The sequence below is a fragment of the Leifsonia sp. CL147 genome (genome assembly GCF_900114565.1).
Taxonomy (GTDB): Bacteria; Actinomycetota; Actinomycetes; order Actinomycetales; family Microbacteriaceae; genus Leifsonia.
In genome coordinates this window covers 33677-54094 of the sequence record NZ_FOTM01000013.1, presented here as the reverse complement: position 1 = coordinate 54094, position 20418 = coordinate 33677, and the positions used below count along the sequence as shown (strand labels likewise).

Annotated in this window: 17 protein-coding genes and 1 tRNA gene; 11 read left to right on the top strand and 7 right to left on the bottom strand. The window is 66.5% G+C overall.

Annotated features, from left to right (window positions below):
- Positions 1 to 449 precede the first annotated feature (449 nt).
- Positions 450 to 2924: a glycoside hydrolase domain-containing protein gene (locus BM287_RS12000; protein ID WP_090039896.1), complete on the bottom strand. Its 2475-nt coding sequence runs from the start codon at positions 2922 to 2924 to the stop codon at positions 450 to 452.
- A gap of 3 nt (positions 2925 to 2927) precedes the next feature.
- Positions 2928 to 3695: a hypothetical protein gene (locus tag BM287_RS11995; RefSeq protein ID WP_090107304.1), complete on the bottom strand. Its 768-nt coding sequence runs from the start codon at positions 3693 to 3695 to the stop codon at positions 2928 to 2930.
- 498 nt (positions 3696 to 4193) lie between these two features.
- Here BM287_RS11995 and BM287_RS11990 point away from each other — a divergent pair, with 498 nt between their 5' ends.
- The gene (locus tag BM287_RS11990; protein WP_090039902.1) at positions 4194 to 5246 is read left to right on the top strand and encodes a sensor histidine kinase; all 1053 of its coding nucleotides are present in this window, start codon (positions 4194 to 4196) and stop codon (positions 5244 to 5246) included.
- Positions 5243 to 5848 (top strand): response regulator, encoded by a 606-nt coding sequence (locus BM287_RS11985; RefSeq protein WP_090039904.1) that lies wholly within the window; start codon positions 5243 to 5245, stop codon positions 5846 to 5848. Before BM287_RS11990 ends, BM287_RS11985 begins: the two co-directional genes overlap by 4 nt.
- A gap of 40 nt (positions 5849 to 5888) precedes the next feature.
- Here the strand turns inward: BM287_RS11985 and BM287_RS11980 are convergent.
- The 3 genes from BM287_RS11980 to BM287_RS11970 form a co-directional block, all read right to left on the bottom strand.
- Positions 5889 to 5962: transfer RNA gene (locus BM287_RS11980), tRNA-Pro, on the bottom strand.
- An 819-nt stretch (positions 5963 to 6781) separates the two neighbouring features.
- The gene (locus tag BM287_RS11975) at positions 6782 to 7762 is read right to left on the bottom strand and encodes a metallophosphoesterase (RefSeq protein ID WP_090039906.1); all 981 of its coding nucleotides are present in this window, start codon (positions 7760 to 7762) and stop codon (positions 6782 to 6784) included.
- Positions 7762 to 10254, bottom strand: a complete 2493-nt coding sequence (locus tag BM287_RS11970; protein ID WP_244528199.1) for a transglycosylase domain-containing protein — start codon at positions 10252 to 10254, stop codon at positions 7762 to 7764. The genes BM287_RS11975 and BM287_RS11970 overlap by 1 nt, the downstream gene beginning before the upstream one ends.
- 111 nt (positions 10255 to 10365) lie before the next feature.
- Between BM287_RS11970 and BM287_RS17860 the strand changes: the two genes are divergently transcribed.
- A complete protein-coding gene (locus BM287_RS17860; protein ID WP_170857533.1) occupies positions 10366 to 10533 on the top strand; it encodes a Sp36 family protein in 168 nt (55 codons plus the stop codon).
- On the top strand, positions 10533 to 11003 hold the full coding sequence (locus BM287_RS11965) for a RidA family protein (protein WP_090039912.1): 471 nt from the start codon (positions 10533 to 10535) through the stop codon (positions 11001 to 11003). The genes BM287_RS17860 and BM287_RS11965 overlap by 1 nt, the downstream gene beginning before the upstream one ends.
- 113 nt (positions 11004 to 11116) lie before the next feature.
- On the opposite strand, the gene acs is transcribed toward BM287_RS11965, so the two are convergent.
- Positions 11117 to 13066, bottom strand: coding sequence for an acetate--CoA ligase (gene acs / locus BM287_RS11960; RefSeq protein ID WP_090039915.1), 1950 nt, complete (start codon positions 13064 to 13066; stop codon positions 11117 to 11119).
- 359 nt (positions 13067 to 13425) lie between these two features.
- On the opposite strand from acs, the gene BM287_RS11955 reads away from it, so the two are divergent.
- From BM287_RS11955 to BM287_RS11935, 5 genes are all read left to right on the top strand, one after another.
- Entirely contained in the window at positions 13426 to 14391 is a 966-nt protein-coding gene (locus BM287_RS11955; protein ID WP_090039918.1) for a TadA family conjugal transfer-associated ATPase, read from the top strand.
- The gene (locus BM287_RS11950) at positions 14391 to 15302 is read left to right on the top strand and encodes a type II secretion system F family protein (protein WP_139230664.1); all 912 of its coding nucleotides are present in this window, start codon (positions 14391 to 14393) and stop codon (positions 15300 to 15302) included. The genes BM287_RS11955 and BM287_RS11950 overlap by 1 nt, the downstream gene beginning before the upstream one ends.
- Before the next feature lie 92 nt (positions 15303 to 15394).
- Positions 15395 to 15589: a DUF4244 domain-containing protein gene (locus tag BM287_RS11945; protein WP_090039920.1), complete on the top strand. Its 195-nt coding sequence runs from the start codon at positions 15395 to 15397 to the stop codon at positions 15587 to 15589.
- Positions 15590 to 15612: 23 nt separating this feature from the next.
- Positions 15613 to 15918 (top strand): TadE family type IV pilus minor pilin, encoded by a 306-nt coding sequence (locus BM287_RS11940; protein WP_244528198.1) that lies wholly within the window; start codon positions 15613 to 15615, stop codon positions 15916 to 15918.
- Complete coding sequence (locus BM287_RS11935; RefSeq protein ID WP_090039925.1) at positions 15915 to 16289, top strand: Rv3654c family TadE-like protein; 375 nt, start codon at positions 15915 to 15917, stop codon at positions 16287 to 16289. The genes BM287_RS11940 and BM287_RS11935 overlap by 4 nt, the downstream gene beginning before the upstream one ends.
- A gap of 81 nt (positions 16290 to 16370) precedes the next feature.
- Here BM287_RS11935 and BM287_RS11930 read toward each other — a convergent pair whose 3' ends face one another.
- Positions 16371 to 16616, bottom strand: a complete 246-nt coding sequence (locus BM287_RS11930) for a hypothetical protein (protein WP_090039927.1) — start codon at positions 16614 to 16616, stop codon at positions 16371 to 16373.
- A 286-nt stretch (positions 16617 to 16902) separates the two neighbouring features.
- Between BM287_RS11930 and topA the strand changes: the two genes are divergently transcribed.
- Together topA and tmk are read left to right on the top strand one after the other, a co-directional pair.
- Entirely contained in the window at positions 16903 to 19731 is a 2829-nt protein-coding gene (topA, locus tag BM287_RS11925) for a type I DNA topoisomerase (protein ID WP_090039929.1), read from the top strand.
- A complete protein-coding gene (gene tmk, locus BM287_RS11920; protein ID WP_090039932.1) occupies positions 19728 to 20348 on the top strand; it encodes a dTMP kinase in 621 nt (206 codons plus the stop codon). The genes topA and tmk overlap by 4 nt, the downstream gene beginning before the upstream one ends.
- Positions 20349 to 20418: the final 70 nt, after the last annotated feature.

The window sequence follows — 20418 nt, the reverse complement described above, 5'->3', positions numbered from 1 at the left end:
ACCCACATGGCTTCGGGGGAGAAGTCGGGTTGTCCGGAAGCCAGAATGGCCATGAAGCCTGTCCAGCCGAGAAGCGCAACAACGGAGAGAAGGGTTATTGCTGCGAATAGCGTCTCCCAGCGGGGGTGCGATGGGTCTCTCCCAGACCACCACCCGATTGTTCCCGCAACGAACGCGCTAGCGACGAGGAGCGTGAAGTACAGCGTCAGTAGCGGCTCGAAATACGAAGGGACTACGAGCGGGTTACAACCGTGACCCGCGTGACCGCTGAAGATGCTCGCGTACCACATCTGCTGAGTGACGACGGCGACCCACGACAGTCCGAGTGCGACGCATAGTGCGGTTTGCGCGACAACCCGGGAGACGCGACGCGCGCGAATTTGTGAGGTAGGCGATTTCTCTGGCTCAGCCGATTCCGAAATGTCGCCCGTCACAGGTCGATTTGGCACTCAGAGCCCGGCCTTGCCGAACAGAACGTCTGCGAGACAGCTCCCGATCTGTTTCACCTCGCCCGGCGTAGCGTCTTCCGGGCCAGCGAAGTAGGCCTTCGGCCACGCGATCGTAGGGTAGGGGCTCGTGAAGAGGTGCGTAACCGCGGCAGCCACGTTGTCTCGGGAACTCGCGAACCGCTGCTCTAGGAAAGCCCGGAATCGCCATTGTGGGTTTGCAACTACCTGCACTCGGATCTCGCGCATGGCATCCGAGAAGGGCCGGTCCTTGTCATCTTTGAGCATCTGAGCGGCGAGGAAGGCATCGACGTCAGCAACGAGGTCCTCATAGCCGAAGCGATTTGGCAGCGGGTCATTCGGAACACTCGGTGACCCGATGCGGCTCTTCATCCAATCGGCGACAGTTCCACTGAACGCGTTCCGATTTCTCGCAGCCAAATAGTCGGCCCATGCCGTCGCAAGGTCCAATGCCCAGCCACCGAGATCTCCGATTTGCACTTCTCGTGACACGCCTGGAACGCCCCATGAGGTGTAGCTGCGCAGTGAGGCCGCGAGATGGGGCAAGTCGCCTTCATACGCTTCAATGAGTGTTTGTCGCGCGCGTTCCGCATCGGCATTGTTCTGGGAGGCGTTGAACGCTCCTCGCGCAATAGCGATCTCGTTGGCTGCCGGGTTCTTTCCACCGCCGGTTGAGGCAATGACAGTCTCTATGAGCGGCGTGTACTCCATCCATACAACATTGCCGTACCTGCGCTCTTGAAGCCAGAACAGCACGATCTCGTTGAAGACTCCTGGGGGCCAAAGGGCGCCCCTTCTGGCCCCGGCTTCTGACTGCCAGCCGAGCGACGTCAGGTGCCAGTGGAACGCAGTGTCGTGCTGTGGGGGCCCTCCAACTGTCGAAACCGGAGTCGGAACCACCTGCGATCGTTTCGCCGGACTCGCCCGCGGCGACGCGACATTCTTATCGATAGTGACGGCTCCCGCGCCGGAACCGATCGTGTACTCCTTGATCTGGTCGTAAGCCCAATTGGACGGAAGTGTGAAGCCGCGGTTCGCGGACCAGCCCGTCGACATGCCAGCAACGAAGGCGGTCTCGGCCAGTCCGGCCTTATCTACCTGCAGGCAGACATTGCGCGGACCATAGCTGCCCACGGTGAACGGGACGGTCTGAGACGTTGCGACGCCATCGCGCACCCCTTCGAAGTAGGGGAGCACGACGGCTTCGATCTCATCGGCGGTTGCGTCGGCGTCCACAGGGAAGTAGACGGTGGTTCCCGCGGTGAATCCCAGTTGTCGCGCACGCAGGACTGCTGCTTTGCCTTGTCGGACTCCGAAGCCGTAGGGCCCTAATTGTGTGCCTGGGTCAGGGTCCCTATTGGTGATCTCGTTGAGGTCGTTCCACTCCTGATAGATAGGGAAGACCTGAAGCCCAGCGGCGAAGATGACGTCTAGTTCGCCCGGCTGGATCCCCTTCGTTGAGCCGTTGAGATAACGGCCCACGATGCGATAACCACTATTGAACACGGTGGTCGCCTTGGCGGCAGTGAGCGGGGTCGAAGAATCGCTGGCAGTCGCTAGTCGTTCGGGGTCGCCAGAACTTACCAGCAGCGATGCCCAGGTCTGGAAGTTCGCAGCTCCTGTGGCCGGAAGCTGGGCAAAGGACTGAAAGCTGTTGACGGCTGCGGTGGTCGACGAATCGAAGGTCCCGTTGAATCCAGATGCCGGGGCGTATCCGTTGAAGCAGAGGGCCGCCTTGAAGAGGCTGACCAGTTTGCGGGAGCCATCGCTGGCTCCACTGCCGAAGACCCCGTAGTCGTTGATCCCCTTTTGAGTGCCCGGGCCGAAGTTGCCGTTTGCGACGCCATCGGCCATCCCGATTTCGTACTGGATGGCGTACATGAGGCCTTGTTGTACGTCCCGAGAAAAGTGTCCATCGCACGGCATCAGCGAGAAATCGGATCGCTGCCAGTAGCGGCCGTTCAGCGTCTGCTGGATGGCGCGGAACGTCGAATCACCGTTGTTCACTGTGACGTAGGCGTCCATATTCAGGAGGCTTTTGAACAGCTTCGGCGGCACAGTGGGATCGGCGGACAGGCCCATGTCGGCGCGAATCGCCGCGACGGAGCCGGCAACCTCGGTTGTGAAGGCGCCGATGGTTGCTCCCGCAACGTCTACAACCGCTCCGCCCCAGTATCCCTTGCACCACAGGGCGCATTGAAGGATGGCGACGACCTTCTTGTTCTTTGTGAAGCCCGCACCGATCGTGCCGAACTGGCTCGTCAAGTACGACATTGTCGTCGGGCCGAACGTGTCGGAGGTCGCGCTGATCCCCAACTCGATCTGGAGCGCGCGGGTGAGCCCGTACATGGTCTCCCAGCCGGGGGATCCGTCCTCGGCGATTCGGCTATAGCCCCGGTTGGAGCCGTATGTCTTGTTCAGCCATTGCTGCGAATTGAGGACCCAGATATCCACCATCAGCTACACCGTTCCCATCGCTACGGCCGCGCTACTGCTTGACCCTGAGTTCGTGACGTCGATGAAGGTGGACCGGCCTGTGTCCCGCTGCGGCCGCGCATCGGTTTCCGATGCGGCGAACTTCGCCCGGGCGATGGTAACGCCCTCAAGGTCGGGCTGACCCTCGACGAGCGCCGTGGTGAGAAGAACCGTGATGACCTCTTCTGGTAGAACCTGGTCCGCCAGAGTTATGTCCAGTCGCAGAGAACCGCGGCCGGTGTCCTCCTTCGCGGAGAACGCGTTGCGTCCGAGGAGTACACCATCGCGAGAAATGGTGTTGACCGCGAGGGACGATACAACTCCGGCGTCCACATCCAGCGTGAGCACGCCGCCCGCAGGCACGGCTGACGGGCCAACGCTCATGAGCTGCACGAAAGTCGGGTACCGGTACAGACGCTCTTTCCGCAGTTCGGTCACCTTCGCATCGCCCCACACGCCGGCGAGCTCCAAACCCCACGGGGCCGACGGCGTGGCAACTGGCTCACCCACCAGAGGGAGTGAGGCGCTGTGGTCGCCTGCGGGCGATGTCACTGTCAGCACCACAGGTTCCAATGCGCCGATGTTCTCGTTTGGGTACAAGGGCTTTGAGTTCAGCGGTGGTATGAGAACCACCGCCGAGTCGTCCCGGCCGATCTCTCGATCGATGGTGAATTCCAGCAATCCTGAATTGCCCTCGACGCCGGCGAGCGTCGGCGTGGACTTGACACCCCTCCCACGCACCATCGTTATCACTGCGCTCGGCTCGAATGCCCGCACATCGAAACTGAGGGCCCCACGCGCACCTTGTGGAATCGGTGCTGATGAGCTGAGCTCAACGGCAGTGGGGTATGCGGCTTGGAATCGTGTACTGAAGTCCGCGCTGTAGTAACGCAGGGGAGCGATTTGGGTCGCACGCATCCCAAGGGGCGGAACCTCACTGTCGCTGCGTCCGAGTGCCATGGCGGTACCCGTGGTGGCCGCGCTTGCGGCGACGGGTTCTATGAGGGTAATTGCCAAACCTCCGACCCCGGCCGCGATGATCTGGCGACGAGTGATATCTCCGGTACCCACATCGATCCCTTCTGGTCGTTACATCCCCGCTGAATCTACGATCTGACTAATAACTCATCAATGTGCTGAATGATGTGTTTTTATTAATGTTCGGCTGAAGTTACTCTTCGAGTCGACGCGCTTTGGCGAGATGGGGCCGAAGTCGACGTGCACAAAGTCGCACGGAAGTGGGGAATCAACGTGGAAAGCAAAGAAGAGCCCGCAATCCTCGGGCAGATCATGGATACGGCTCTGCTTGAACTCCGGGATCGATCCTGGATGGTCGCGGTGCCGGTGGACGAAGGCTGTGCACGAGAAATGCTGGCAACCCTTCGCGAGGCTCTGAGCGCCATATCGGCGGTTCGCAATGTCCCAGTTCGCGACCTGCTCTATGAGGGCAGGCCTGCGGATCACGCGGTGGGAGTGGAGCAAGCCCGGGCAATGAGCCACCCGGCGATCGGCATGATCGTCGCGGAAGTACTGTTCGACTCCGCCATCGAGCCACTCGCCGAGTGGGGCGCTGAGGTTCACGGGCTCACGAGCCTGATGGTCGCTCGGGTCCTCCATCACGTCGTGTGGCGGCGTTTCCCGGCCGGTGCCGTGGGGTACGCTGCCGGTCTCCGCCGCCACCTGTTCGAAGTGGAGCGAGATTCCAGGCGGAAGCTTTCCCGCGAACTCCACGATCGCATCGCTCACGGGATCGCTGCCGCGAGACAACGCATCGAACTGGGCGCACAAGCAGCCGATGGGCGCGTTCCAGGACCCGTTGCAGATGCCATGAGCATCCTCACGGCTGTGATGGAGGATGTCCGAGACATGGCAACGGAGTTGCGCAGCCAGGTGGGCGATCGCACGTTGAACGAGGCTCTCGAAACCTATGTGGGCCGATCTGAGGGAAGCGGTCTTCCCATCAAGATCACACACTCGGGAACACCCAGGCTGCTCTCGAGGGCAACATCGGAAGAGTTGTACTTGATCTCGCTGGAGGCGATCCGAAACGCTCGAGCGCACGCGGCGACTGCCACGGTGGTCGACGTGGGTATTCATTGGGACCTCGAGAAAGTTCGGCTTGAGATCAGCGACGATGGGCAAGGGTTCGATACCAGCGCTCCCATGAGGCCCGATTGCGTTGGCCTTCACTCAATGAAGGAACGAGCAGGCCTTTTCGGTGCGGACCTGTCCATCACATCGCAGAGGGGAAACGGGACGAGGGTCGTCGTGTCCGTCCTTGAGAGCGGACAACCGAGCGCATGAAGATTCCAACGGTTTGCATAGCTGATGATCACTGCCTCTTCCGGGAGGGGCTGATTGCGCTCCTGCTTCGGGATGGGCGACTGGATGTACGGGGACATGCCGGCGACGGAGAAGCGGCGGCTGCCCTTGTGAGAGAGGAACGTCCTTCCGCTCTGTTTCTCGACGTCGACATGCCCGGGGCGACCGCGCAGGTGACGATCGCGGCCGTCAAACGCTCCTCTCCCGAGACGCGAATCATCGTCCTCACGATGCACAACGACGACGTACTCGAAAGCAGCCTGAACCGCGCCGGCGCCGACGCGTTTCTCTCCAAGACCATCGCGATCTCAGACCTGGTCGCGGTAACGCTGAATGTATTGGCGGGCCGCCCCGTACAGATCGCACCAGCGAGAGGCGCCGATCGCAGTATGACCTCGCGCGAAGCCGAAGTGCTGAGGCTGGTCGCGCAGGCATCGTCCAACCGTGACGTCGCTTCCAAGTTGAACATCGCTGAGGGCACAGTCCGACGCCACCTCAGCAGCATCTTCGGGAAGCTTGGCGCAACATCGCGGTGGGATGCCGTACGGAAGGCCGAGCGTCTGGGTGAGATCGGCGGCGAATGACGATGGCTCCCTACTCGATCAACGAGTAGGGAGCCAGTTGTCGGGGTGACAGGATTTGAACCTGCGGCCTCTTCGTCCCGAACGAAGCGCGCTACCAAGCTGCGCCACACCCCGATGGCCCGAAGGCCTCAATCAGGATACACGAGTTGAGAGGCGGGCAGTGCCGGGCGCCCTGTCTGACAGTAGGGAACAACGATCCAGTTGAGGGTTTCAGCGAGCGCTCGGCCTTGATTCTAGGGGCGTGTAGTCCTCCCACCGCAGTCGAAGTCGGCGTGTATCCGGCCTTCGTGACCCACTCGACCCACCCTGCATTCTGAGTGCCATGCGGGCTGAAATGTGTGGAATGACACATCGACGTTGAAAAGGTTCGACGTTAGTGTGGCGGCGGGCTCAGGCCCCAACACAGAGAGAGGCGTGTAAATGAAATTCTCACAGACCCCGTTCAATCACCGGTCCAATTTGAAGGTACGGGTGGTGAGCGGTCTTGTTGCGTGTGGTGTCATCGCTGGATCCGTAGGCCTAGCTGCTGCTCCCGCACAGGCCGCCGAGTGGTCCTTCACTTGCGGCGGCCCGATTCCGTATCAATTCCAATCAACCACGTGGAGCAACGGCGTGCCAGACCGCTGTATGTGGGCCGAGATGCAAGCGATGGCGAGGGGATACACCGGCCCGCGTGACGGAGTTATGGGCCCGAATAGTTGGCGCGGATTCCAGGAATACCTGAGGTGGATCGGTTGCAACCCCGGCGTTAGCGACGGTGTACCAGGGCCCAATACATACAAGGCCATGCAGCAGTTCGCGCGCGGCGGCGGGTACACCGGGCCGATTGATGGCGTCATGGGCCCGAATAGCTGGAAGGGATTCACGCAAAGCTTGCATGCTGTTTACTACCATTGAGCCGAGTAGGCTCGGGGCGGTTATCCGCCCCGAGCTTCATGGCGCGGCGGTCAGCGTCAGCAGCGTCGCCTCCGGGCGGCACGCGAAGCGCACCGGCGCGAAGATGGAGGTGCCGAGCCCGGCGGAGACGTTGAGGTACGCCGAGCGGAAGGCATGACGCCAGATGCTCAGGCCCTTGACCTGGTTGCGCGGGATGTCGCAGTTCGTGACCAGCGCGCCGAAACCGGGGAGGCACACCTGACCGCCGTGCGTATGGCCGGCGAAGATGATGGAGGCCCCGTAGGTCACGAAGGCGTCCAGGATCCGGCGATAGGGGGAGTGCGTGACGCCGATCGTGACGACCTGCCGGGACGGGCTGCGGCCCGAGTCCGGCCAGACGTTGTCGTCGGAGAACGGGTCGTTCTCGCGCAACTCGTCGAGGGCGCCGGGGATGGCCTCCACGCGATCGAAGCGGATGTGGGGGTCGTCGACGCCGAAGAACTCCAGATGCGTCCCCCGGACCTCGAAGCCGGCCGCACGGTTGTCGAGGTCGGTCCAGCCGAGGTCTCCGAAGAAGGCGGTGAGCGACGCGGTGTCCACGCGCGGCGCGGTGGAGCCGCGCTTCTTCGAGGGGCCCATGAAGTACTTCAGGGGGTTCTTGAACTGGGGTCCGAAGTAGTCGTTGGACCCGTGGACGAACACCCCCGGGATTCCGCGGAACTCCTCGTAGGCGGCGCGAACGCCGTCGAGACCTTCGGGGTGGCCGAGCACGTCCCCGGTCTCGACGATCAGGTCCGGCTTCAGCCGCGCCAGCCCGCGCACCCATTCCTGCTTGTCGCGCTGCCAGGGCGCCATGTGGAGGTCCGAGAAATGGAGCACGCGGATCGGCTCGGCGCCCGGTGGCAGGACGGGCGCGCTCACCTCACGCAGCGTGAACGCGCGCCGCTCGATCAGCGAGCCGTACGCGAACGCAGCGGCGCCCGCCCCGGCCACGAGGGCCAGGGCGGAGGCCGCCGGACGGAGCGCTGCCCGAGCCACTAGTGGCCCGGGGTCGGCGGCGTACTCGGGACGGCGGCCAGCGCCAGGGTGACCTGGGCGCCGCGCTTCGCGGGTGCACCCGCGGCGGGATCCTGCGCCTGCACGATGGAGGCCGGATTGTTCCCGCCCGACGTCTTCACCGTGAATCCGGCGGCGGTGAGCGCGGCCAGCGCATCCCCGTACTTCTGTCCCACCACGTTCGGAACGGCGACGAGGGAGCCGTTGCTGGTGAAGAGGGTGATCGGGGTGCCCTTGGTCACCTGCGTGCCCGCAGGCGGGTCCGTCGCCGCGATGGTACCGGCCGGAGCAACCGAGTCCTGCACGGGGCCGTCGGCCGAATCGAGACCGAGGCCGGTCAGGATCGACTTGGCCTCGTCGGGCGTCTTGCCCGTCAGGTCCGGAATGGCGACCTGCACTCCGCGCGTCAGCTTGTCGGGAGCCGCCGGGAACCGATCGCCGCCGTACTTGGCGACCGCGGCGGTCATCATGGCTCGCATGACATCGACGCGTGCGGAAGCCGGGCTTTCCCCATGGGTCGGATAGACCCTGCGGAAGTCGACATGGCCCTGGATGTTCCCCACCCAATACGCACCCGCGACCTTGGTGGTCGCGGCGACGAGCCACAACTGATCATTGTACTCCGTGGTTCCTGTCTTACCGAGCATGTCCTTGCCGGTCCGGTTCAGGCCCGAGGCCGTGCCGCCGCCTTGCAACGGTCCCATCAACGCTTTGGCCATGGTGTTCGCGACGGCCGGTTCCACTGACTGCGTGCAGGAACTCGCCGGCGGTTTGACGTCCTTGCCGTTGGCGTCGAGGATCTTGTCGATGGCGATCGGGGTGCACGTCATCCCGTTGTTCGCGATTCCGGCGAAAGCGGTCGCCATCGTGAGCGGCGCGATGTAGTTGGTCCCCAGAACGGCTGAGGGGTTGGTGGAGAGCGGCTCGCCCTTGGCCGTGTGGACAGCGAACGCTTCGGCATCCTTCTTGATGTTGCACAGGTCGAGCTGGCTCGCCATGGAGATGAACGCCGTATTGATGGATTGGGTAGTCGCGCTCTGCGCGTTCCGGATTCCGGCCTCACCCGATTCGTCGTTCTGGGGAGTGTACGTCCCATTCCAACCGCCCGTACACGAGTCCTTGAAACTCGTGTAGGTGCGAATGTTGGCGTTCACGGGTTCACTGAGCGAGTGGCCCTGCTTCAGCCATTCGGCGAGGGTGAAGACCTTGTAGGTGGATCCGACCTGGAACCCGCCGGAGCCGCCGTACTGCTGGTCAGTGGCGAAGTTCACCGACGAGTAGTCGGTGCTGGTGCTCAGGACATCCGGGTCCTGACTGTACTTCTTGTTCTGGGCCATGTAGAGAACGCGACCGGTCCCGGGCTGCACGCCCGTCAGCACGCCGCCGATGTCGGCTCTGTCGTACGAAGCAGGCACGTACGAAGCGAGCGTCTCCTCGGCGGTCTGCTGGAGCTGGAGGTCGAGGCTCGTGTAGATCTTGTAGCCGCCACGGTTGAAGTTGGAGGCGCGGGTGTCCTCGTCCGCCCCGAAGGTCGGGTCGTTGAGGATGATCTTCTGCACATAGTCGCAGAAGTACGCGGAACCGCCGGCGGTCTGGCAGCCGCGCACCGAGGGCGTGATGACCGGCTGGACCGGCGTCTTGACCGCCTCGTCGTACTGCTTCTTCGTCAGCTTCTTGTACTGGTACATCTTGCCGAGGATGTAGTCGCGGCGTTCTTTGTTCTTGGCGTAGCCGTTGGCCGCACCGTTGGTCTTCGATGCCGGGTCGTCGATCTTCAGGCTGGTCGGCTCGTTCACGATGGCGACCAGGCTGGCCGCCTGCGCGGGCGTCAGCGCCGCCGCGGTCGTGTTGTAGTAGTAGTGCGCCGCGGCCTCGATGCCGTAGACCGAGCCGCCGAAACCGGCGATGTTGAGGTAGCCGACCAGGATCTGGTCCTTGGTGTACTTCTTCTCCAGGCCGATCGCGTACTTCATCTCCTTGATCTTGCGATCGGGAGAGACACCGGTGGAGTCGGTCACGCACTGCTCGTACTTGGCCTTCTGCTCCTTGGTCTTCACCGGGAGCGCTTCGCACTTCTGCAGCAGCACGTTCTTGACGTACTGCTGGGTGATCGACGACCCGCCCTGCACGCCCCCGCCGCCGACGGTCGAGAGCACACCGCGGACGGTGCCCTGGATGTCGACGCCGCCGTGGCTGTAGAAGCGCGGATCCTCGCCGCCGATGGCCGCATCCTTCGCCGCCTGCGAGATCTGGTCGAAGCGCACGGGGAGGCGGTTCTGGGAGTAGAACGTCGCCAGCGGGACATCCTGGTCGCCGTTCTTCGCGTAGATCGTGGTCGGCTGCGCCAGCTGCTCGACGTTCAGATACTCGGGAAGGCCTTCGAACACGCCGATGCCGTTATTGGCAGCCATGCCCGTCACCGCGATGGCGGGGGTGACGGCGGCGGTGACCAGAAGCCCGGCGACGATACTCATGCCGATGAAAGCACCGGCAGCGCCGAGCACACCTCTAGCCTGTGGTTTTTGCGCAGACATAGGATCAGGGTAGGCGATGAACCTGCAAAACCCCCCGAACCGAGGAGTACGATGCCGCGCTGGGAATACCTGACCACCCCGCTGATGATCCACAACACCGCAGCGATCCTGAACAACTGGGGCTCGGACGGATGGGAACTGGTCCAGGTCGTGACCGGGCCGGAGGGCGGCCTCGTCGCCTACCTCAAGCGGCCGCTGCAGGATGAGGAGCAGGCCTGATGGCGGACATCGAGGCACGTCTCGCACAGCTCGGGATCGACCTGCCGGACGTCGTCCCGCCCGTCGCCGCCTACACGCCGGCCGTCCTCGACGGCGGCTACGTCTACACGTCCGGGCAGTTGCCGATGGTCTCCGGCGCGCTTCCCGCCACCGGCAAGGTCGGCGAAGGGCACGGCCTGGTTCCGCCGGCGAACGCCAAGGAATACGCCCGGACCTGCGCGCTGAACGCCCTCGCCGCAGCGAAGAGCGTGCTGGGATCCCTCGACCGGGTGCGGCGGGTGGTGAAGGTCGTCGGGTTCGTCGCATCCGACCCTGCCTTCACCGGCCAGCCGGGCGTCATCAACGGCGCGTCCGAGGTGCTCGGCGAGATCTTCGGCGAGGCGGGAGTGCACGCGCGCTCCGCCGTGGGCGTCGCTGTCCTGCCGCTCGACTCCCCGGTCGAGGTGGAGCTGGTGCTCGCGGTCGACTGACCCCTGCGCACCCTCCGCCCACCATCGAGTACACGAAGAGTGCACGCTCAGCCGGCGTGTCGCGTGCAATCGATGCGGACTCGATGGTGGGTGGTGGGCGGTGGGAGGCGGATTCAGGACAGTTTCGCCTGGATCGAGCTCATCACGGCCGTGTCGGCGAGTGTGGTGGTGTCGCCGACCTCGCGACCCTCCGCCACATCCCTCAGCAGCCGGCGCATGATCTTGCCGGAGCGCGTCTTCGGCAGCTCCGACACGATGAAGATGTCGCGCGGGCGGGCGATCGCACCGATCTGCTCGGCGACGTGCTTGCGAAGCTCGGCCGCCACATCCAGAGCGCTCGCCTGCTCCAGCTGGTTCTGCTTGATGATGACGAAGGCGACCACCGCCTGGCCGGTCGTCTCATCGCTCGCGCCCACGACGGCGGCCTCGGCGGTGAAGGGATGCGCGACCAGGGCCGACTCGATCTCCGCCGTCGACAGGCGGTGACCGGAGACGTTCATCACATCGTCCACCCGGCCCATCAGCCAGATGTCGCCGTCGGTGTCGTAGCGCGCGCCGTCGCCGGCGAAGTACTTGTCGCCGAACTTCGACCAGTACGTCTCTGTGAAGCGCTCCGGGTCGCCCCAGATGCCGCGCAGCATGCTCGGCCACGGCTCGGTCACGACCAGGAGACCACCTTGGTCCTTGCCGACCGGGGTGCCCGTCTCGTCCAGGATGTCGACCGAGATGCCGGGAAGCGGCACCTGGGCGCTGCCCGGCTTCAAGGTCGTCACACCGGGCAGGGCGGAGACCATGATGGCGCCCGTCTCGGTCTGCCACCAGGTGTCGACGACAGGCGTCTCGTCTCCGCCGATGACCTCGCGGTACCACATCCACGCCTCGGGGTTGATCGGCTCGCCCACCGACCCCAGCACGCGCAGGCTCGACAGGTCGAACTTCTGGGGATGCTGGCGTCCCAGCTTCATGAACGACCGGATGGCGGTCGGCGCCGTGTAGAAGATGGACACCTTGTACTTCTCGATGAGCTCCCACCACCGGGCGGGATGCGGCGTGTCCGGCGTGCCCTCGTACAGCACCTGGGTGGAGCCGTTCGCGAGCGGGCCATAGACGACGTACGTGTGCCCCGTGATCCAGCCGACATCGGCACTGCACCAGTAGACGTCGGTCTCGGGATGCAGGTCGAAGACGACCTTGTGAGTGAACGACGACTGCGTCAGGTAGCCGCCCGAGGTGTGGAGGATGCCCTTCGGCTTGCCGGTGGTGCCCGAGGTGTACAGGATGAACAGCGGCTGCTCCGCCGGGAAGGCCCGGGCGATGTGGTCCGCGTCGACGAGGGCGATCTCGTCGTGCCACCACAGGTCGCGGCCCTCGGTCCAGCTGACCTCGTTCTCGCCGCGCTTGACCACGAGCACATGCTCCACGGAGGTCGCCTCGCCGCCGAGGGCCGCATCCACGGCGTCCTTGAGCGGGAAGACGCGTCCCTTGCGCCAGCCGCCGTCGGCGGTGATGACCAGCTTCGCCTCGGCGTCCTCGATGCGCGAGCGCAGGCTCTCGGCGCTGAATCCGCCGAAGACGACCGAATGCACCGCGCCGATGCGCGCGACGGCGAGCATCGCGATCACGGCCTCCGGGATCATCGGGAGGTAGATCGCCACCCGATCGCCCGCGCGGATGCCGAGGCTCGTGAGCAGATTGGCCGCCTTCTTCACCTCGGCGGTGAGCTCTGCGTACGTGATGGTGCGCGTGTCGCCGGGCTCTCCCTCCCAGTGGATCGCGACGCGGTCGCCGTTACCGGCCAGCACGTGGCGGTCGAGGCAGTTGTACGCGACATTGAGCTCGCCGTCGTCGAACCACTTGGCGAACGGGGGTTCGCTCCAGTCGAGTGTGCGGGTGAAGGGGCTGTGCCAGTGGAGGAGTTCACGCGCCTGATCGGCCCAGAACCCGAGGCGGTCCGCGGCTGCCCGCTCGTAGAGGCCGGCATCCGCGACCGCGTTGGCGGCGAACTCCTCGCTGGGGGGGAAACGCCGGGCTTCGTGGAGCAGGTTGTCGATTGTGTTGCTCATGGGGAGTCTTTTCGCTCCTTTGCGATGCGGTCGAAACGGTCGTGGCGCGACACTGCCTGACTCTACAACCTGGCGGGCGGGCCTCCCCAGGAGACTTGCGTTCGCATCGATTCTGCGTAAACTGGACCCCGGCCGAATGTAAATTCGTGCGTGCGGCGCAATCGATTCCCCCCAATCCTGCGCCGCAGTGGCCGCACCTGTTCCCCCCAATAGGTGCGGCCCCCCTCTTTTAACGCGCGAATCAGTGTGTTCAGCGGCGGTATCCGGTGCGATCGTCCACAGGGCGCGCGTTCCTGCGGTTCTCCACGGGTTTCCGGCCGGGCCAGTTCGGCGCTGGGGCTGTTCCGTAGCGTCGGGGCATGACCTCGGACGATTCAGCCGCCGACGCCCAGGAGCCCGGTCTCTGGCGCACCTTCGGACCGCTCGCGCCCTATCTGCTGCGCCCCGGTGTGACCGACCTGTTCGTAACGGGAACAGGAGATCTCTGGAGCGACGGGCCCCCGGACGGCCTTCGGCGGGAGGAGGGATGGCGCGCGGATCGCTCGGCCGCGCGCGAACTGGCCGTTCGGCTGATCGCCGCAGGCGGCCGGCATATCGACGAGGCCACGCCGTTCGTGGATGTCCGCCTGCGCGGTGGCGTCCGGGTGCACGCCGTTCTGCCGCCTGTCTCGACAGGAGGTGCGCTGCTCTCCATCCGCATCCCGTCACGGCAGCAACCCCGGCTCGATGATCTCGTGGCCGGCGGAGGGATGCGGTCCAGCGACCGCGACCGCCTCCTGACCGCGGTGCGCACTCGAACCAACGTGCTCATCACGGGAGCCGGTGGGGTCGGCAAGACGACGCTCCTCGCCGCCATGCTCGGCGCTGCACCGCCGGATGAACGCATCGTCGTGATCGAGGACGTGGCGGAGCTCCGCATCCCGCATCCGCACGTCGTGAGCCTGGAGACCCGCCAGCCGAACCTCGAAGGCGCGGGAGGGGTGGATCTGCGCCGCCTCGTCCGCGAGGCCTTGCGGATGCGACCGGACCGGCTCGTCCTCGGGGAATGCCGTGGCGAGGAGGTACGCGACCTTCTGGGCGCCCTGAACACCGGGCACGACGGCGGAGCGGGCACGCTGCACGCCAACTCGCTGGAGGATGTGCCGGCTCGGCTGGAGGCGCTCGGCGCGCTGGCCGGGCTGAACGAGTACGCGCTCGCCCGGCAGGCAGTGAGCGCGATCGGGCTCGTGATCCATCTCGAGCGTGCGGAGGGCCGGCGTGGCCTGTCCGGTTTCGGTCGCCTCCGGCTCGATGCGGCCGGACGTCTCGCCATCGAACGGTCGTGATGCCCGGAAGGCGGAAGCAGCCGGGAAGCGACGCCGACGCACTGGCAGGGCTGGTCGAGTCGCTCGCCGTTCTGCTGGACGCAGGACTGACGCCTCGATCGGCATGGCAGGCATCGGCCGCCGATGGAGTGCACCCGATCGCCGTCGCCGTCGTGCGCTCGGCGCAGCTGCAGACCTCCTGCGCGCAGGCACTCCTCGAGGAAGCGGACACGGACGAGGTGCTGGCCATCGCCGCAGCATGGCAGGTGGCCGAACAGTCCGGAGCGCCTCTGGGACATGCCCTGCGGACGGTCGCGGAGACGCTGCGCGAGGTCGCCGAGGCCGAACGGGAGACGGACGTCGCGCTCAGCGGACCGCGCGCCACCGCCCGGCTCGTGTCCTGGCTGCCGCTCGCGGGCGCCGCGATGTCCGTGGCGCTGGGTGCCGATCTCGTGCGAGCTGTGGCCTCGGCGCCGGGTCTCATCGCCGTCGGCGGGGGAGCGCTCCTCATGCTGTGCGGGCGTCTCTGGATGCGGTCCCTCGTGAAGCGCGCCCTCGTACGATCCGCGATGGCCGGCTCGGCAGAGGAACTGATCGCGATCGGGCTCGCCGGAGGAGCCTCGGCCGGCGCCGCTCTCGACGCGTCGCGGCGAGCGACCGCGGCGGTCGGACTGCCACCCCTCGACGATCGCGCTGCTCAGAGGGTGCTCCGCCTGGCGGCGTCCGCCGGGGCGCCGGCGGCGGAGCTGCTGACCGCGGCGGCACGGCAGCAACGGCGAGTGGCCCGGGCGGACGCACGTCGAGCGGCGACGACTCTCGGTGTTCGCCTGATGCTTCCTCTCGGGGCGTGCGTGCTGCCCAGCTTCCTGCTCCTGGCCGTCGCGCCGCTCGTGCTGTCGCTGTTGTCGTCCACAACCGCGGTCTTCCGATGACCTCTCCACAGATTCAGCGCCGCGGCCCCGTGACCGACGCCCCCGTCCAAGGATGGAAGCCAGAACCCGACAGCGAAAGAGAGGGGATTCGGATGGATCACACGGTCGAGAAGGTGCGGGGCGTCCTCCAGCGGCTCCGCGGTGACCGAGGGGCTGCGACGGCCGAGTACGCCATCACGATTCTGGCTGCCGTCGGCTTCGCGGGACTCCTTGTGGCCCTGCTGAAGGGCGACGAGGTGAAGGCGATCCTGTCCGATCTGGTGCACCGTGCGCTCTCGGGCGGATGAGCGCCGACGGGGAGCGGGGCAGCGTGACCGCAGAGTTCGCCGTCGCACTGCCTGCGGTGCTGTTGTGTCTTGCGCTGTGCGTCGGGGCGGTGATCGGGGCTGCCCGCTTCGCGGGGCTGACCGCCGCGGCAGCAGCCGCGGCGCGGTTGGCCGGACGAGGCGACGACCCGGGCGGTGCCTCCGCACCTGCCGGAGCGAGCATGTCCATCGAACGTGAGGGAGGCACGGTATGTGTCCGGATGACGGATCCGGAGGGCACGGTCCTCAGCGGCCTCGGCGTTCGGTTGACGGCGCGCGCCTGCGCGCTCGACGAAGGGGGTGGCGGATGAGCGGGACGCTGGCGGGAATCCGGTCGATTCTCTCAGACGAACGGGGGAGTGGATCCGTGCTCGCGTTGGGCATCCTGTGCGCCGTCGTGGTGGTCGCCGCCGGGGGACTCGCCCTCGCGGGAGCCGGCGCGGCCGGGGCGCGCACGGCGGCCGCCGCGGATCTGGCGGCGCTCGCCGCGGCGGACGCGGCTGCTGGGCGCGTGGGTGGCGTCCCTTGCGAGATCGCGGATGCCGTCGCGCGGGCGAACGATGCCACCGTGGAGGCGTGCGGTCAGGCGGGACTCACCGTCACGGTCACCGCCACGACGCCGTACCTCGGCCTCGCCGCGTCCGCGTCGGCGCGCGCGGGACCGCCGGAGGCGCCGGGATGATGGCAGAGCAGGTGGTGACGCTCGGCACTGCGCAGCGTGTGCCGAGAAGACGCCGTCAGCGCGGCCCGACGGGGACGTCCCTCAGTCGAACACCGTCTCGAGATAGCGGTAGGAGACAGCGGTCGGAAGCTCTCCCCGGCCGTCCTCGGAGGCGTACTCGACTTCCGCGCCGGAAGCGAGGACGTAGAGATAATGCTTGGATCCCGCGGAAGCCGCGATCTTCAAGCGAGGGCGGGCGTCTCCGGAGTCCAGGAAGTCGGTCGAGACCGTCTTTCCTTCCAGGGGTCCGTCGATCAGTTTGGCGGTGTACGTCGTCGTCGTTGCCATGCCCACATTGTCCTCCCACGGGCGAGCGCCGCATAGGTCTGCTTGGCCGCCGGGCGGCCGGAAGGAGCACGGAGCGTCTGCGCCGACGGCGAACGTCATGACGGAGGATTAGGTGGACAAGCGGCGAAGGTGTGTATGGTTTGCCTGTCGGCCGCACGGACCACCGCATCGTGGATCGGCGCCGCCGGGGGGAGCGCGCCACGTCGGGGAGCGCGCCACGACCGCCCGGTCGTGGACGACACAGTCAACTGTGGCGACACAGAATGTGCATATTAAGAGGAGTCAGGTGTCTGGCACGAAGAAGCTCGTGATCGTCGAGTCTCCGAACAAGGTGAAGTCGATCGCCCAATACCTGGGCGACGGCTATGAGGTCATGGCCTCCGTCGGGCACATCCGCGATCTCATCGAGCCGAAGAACCTTCCGCCGGAGCTCAAGAAGGGCTCTCTGGGCAAGTTCTCGGTCGACGTCGAGAACGAGTTCGAGCCGTACTACGTCGTGTCGGACCAGAAGAAGAAGACGGTCGCCGACCTCAAGCGCGCGCTGAAGAACGCCGACGAGCTCCTCCTCGCGACGGATGAGGACCGCGAGGGCGAGGCCATCGCCTGGCACCTGGTCGAGGTGCTGAAACCCAAAGTCCCCGTGAAGCGGATGGTGTTCCACGAGATCACCCGCGAGGCGATCGAGAAGGCGCGGGACAACACCCGCGAGATCGACACCGCGCTGGTCGACGCTCAGGAGACCCGGCGCATCCTCGACCGTCTGTACGGGTACGAGGTCTCGCCGGTGCTGTGGCGCAAGGTCGGGCCGGGCCTGTCGGCCGGGCGCGTCCAGTCGGCGGCCACCCGCCTGGTGGTCGACCGTGAGCGCGAGCGCCTCGCCTTCGTCCCCGCCTCGTACTGGGGACTGACCGCGCGACTGGCTCCCGAGGGCGCGAACTCCTTCGACGCGCGGCTCGCCCGTATCGACGGCGACCGGGTCGCCACCGGACGCGACTTCGACGACCATGGGCGCCTCACCTCCGCGGCGCGGACGCTGGACGAGGGGTCCGCGACAGCGCTGGCAGCGGCCATCCGCCAGCCCAGCACGTCCGTCGCGGTCGCGAAGGTGGACTCGAAGCCGTACTCGCGGCGACCGGCGGCACCGTTCACGACGTCGACCCTCCAGCAGGAGGCGGCCAGAAAGCTCCGCTTCTCGGCCCGCCAGACGATGAGCCTGGCGCAGTCGCTCTACGAGAACGGCTACATCACTTATATGCGAACCGACTCCGCGTCGCTCTCGCAGCAGGCCACCAACGCTGCCCGCTCGCAGGCGGCGAAGCTCTACGGCCCCGAGACGGTCCCGGACAAGCCGCGCACGTACGCCTCCAAGAGCAAGAACGCCCAGGAGGCGCACGAGGCCATCCGGCCATCCGGCGAGACGTTCCGCACCCCGGCGGAGCTGGAGCGGTCGCTCCGGGGACCGGAGCTGCGCCTCTACGACCTGATCTGGAAGCGCACGGTCGCCTCGCAGATGGCGGACGCCAAGGGCCAGACGGCGTCCGTGACCGTCGCAGCGCGCGTGGCGGAAGGTCCGCTCGACGGGACCGTCGCGGAGTTCACCGCGAGCGGCACCGTCATCACCTTCCGGGGCTTTCTCAACGCCTACGAGGAGAGCCGGGACGAGGAGCGCAATGCGACCGACTCCACGGACGCCGCCGAGGCCAAGCTGCCTCCGCTGACCGAGAAGCAGCCGCTGAGTGTCCAGGATGTCGCGGCCGACGGCCACGAGACGACCCCGCCGCCGCGCTACACCGAGGCCAGCCTGGTGAAGACACTGGAAGAGCTGGGAATTGGGCGCCCATCCACCTTCGCGAGCATCATCTCGACGATCATCGACCGCGGCTACGTGACGCAGCGCGGGCAGGCCCTCGTGCCGAGCTGGGTGGCGTTCTCGGTCGTGCGCCTGCTGGAGGACTACTTCGGCGATCTGGTCGAATACGACTTCACGGCCGAGATGGAGGACGACCTCGACCGCATCGCGGACGGCGCCGCCGAGCGGGTCGACTGGCTGAACAGCTTCTACTTCGGCAGCGAGAAGCACAAGGGCCTCCGCCGCGTCATCGACAACCTCGGCGACATCGACGCGCGCAGCATCAACTCGATCGCCATCGACGAGGGGGTGACCCTCCGCATCGGCAAGTACGGTCCCTACCTCGAAGTCACGGATCCGGACGCCGCGGCGGACGCTCAGCCCCGCCGCGTGAACCTCCCGCCGGAGCTTGCGCCCGACGAGCTCACTCCGGCCAAGGCGCGCGAACTCATCGAGGCCCCCGTGCAGACCGACCGCGTGCTCGGCGCCAACCCGGAGAACGGCAAGCTCGTGCTCGCCAAGGACGGACGGTTCGGTCCGTACGTGACCGAGGCGGACCCCGAGGAGGAGCCGACCGTCGACGCCACGACCGGCGAGGTGGTCGAGGCCGCGAAGCCGGCCAAGAAGGCCGCGGCCGCGAAGCCGCGCACAGCCTCCCTGTTCAAGTCGATGGACCTCGCGACGATCGACCTCGAGACCGCGCTCAAGCTCCTCGAGCTGCCGCGTGTCGTCGGGGCCGATCCGGAGAGCGGCGAGGAGATCCAGGCGCAGAACGGCCGATACGGGCCCTACCTGAAGAAGGGCGCGGACACCCGCTCGCTGCCGAGCGAGGACGACATCTTCGACGTCGACCTCGCCGGCGCCGTCGAGCTGTTCGCGCAGCCGAAGTACGGCAACCGCCGTGCCTCCAGCGCGCTCAAGGAGTTCGAGGCCGACCCGGTGAGCGGCAAGCCGATCCGGATCAAGGACGGGCGCTTCGGCGCCTACGTGACCGACGGCGAGACCAACGCGACAATCCCGCGGGGAGAGACCGTGGACGAGGTCGACTTCGCCCGCGCGGTGCAGCTGCTGGCCGACAAGCGTGCGAAGGGTCCGGCCAAGAAGCCGGCGCGAAAGGCACCCGCCGCCAAGGTGGGCACAGCTAAGTCGAGCACAGCCAAGGCGGGCACAGCCAAGGCGTCCACGACCCGGACGACCGCCGCCAAGAAGCCGGCTGCCAAGAAGCCGGCCGCGAAGAAGCCGGCCGCGAAGAAGCCCGCCGAGTGAGCGGCGGGCTCTTCATCACCCTCGAGGGCGGGGACGGTGTGGGCAAGTCCACCCAGGCGGCCCACCTCGAGGAGTGGCTGACTGCCCGCGGACGCACGGTGCTGCGCACCCGCGAGCCGGGAGGGACGGACGCCGGAGTCGAGATCCGCGAGATCGTCCTGCACCACCGCGGCGACATCGCGCCGCGCGCCGAGGCCCTCCTCTACGCAGCCGATCGCGCCCACCACATCGCCACAGTGGTGCGGCCCGCGCTCGCCCGCGGCGAGGTCGTCGTCCAGGATCGCTACATCGACTCCTCGGTCGCGTACCAGGGCGCCGGCCGCGTCCTCGACGCCCAGCAGATCCGCGACCTGTCCCTGTGGGCGGCAGAGGGACTCCTGCCCGACCTCACCATCCTTCTCGACCTCGACGAGGATGCCGCCCGCGCCCGGCTCGACACGTCCCGCACCCGCTACGACCGGCTGGAAGCCGAACGCTCCGACTTCCATGCGCGCGTCCGCGCGGCCTACCTCGAGCTCGCCGCAGGCGAGCCCGAGCGCTTCCTCGTGGTCGATGCCGCCCGCTCGGTGGAGGAGATCGCCGCCGAGATCCGCGACCGTCTCGCGGCGCGCGTCTGAGCGCCGCCGCGCTCCCGGGGCAGGATGCTGGTCGACGCTCCGGGCAGGGCGGCAGCCGCGGGCGAGGTGT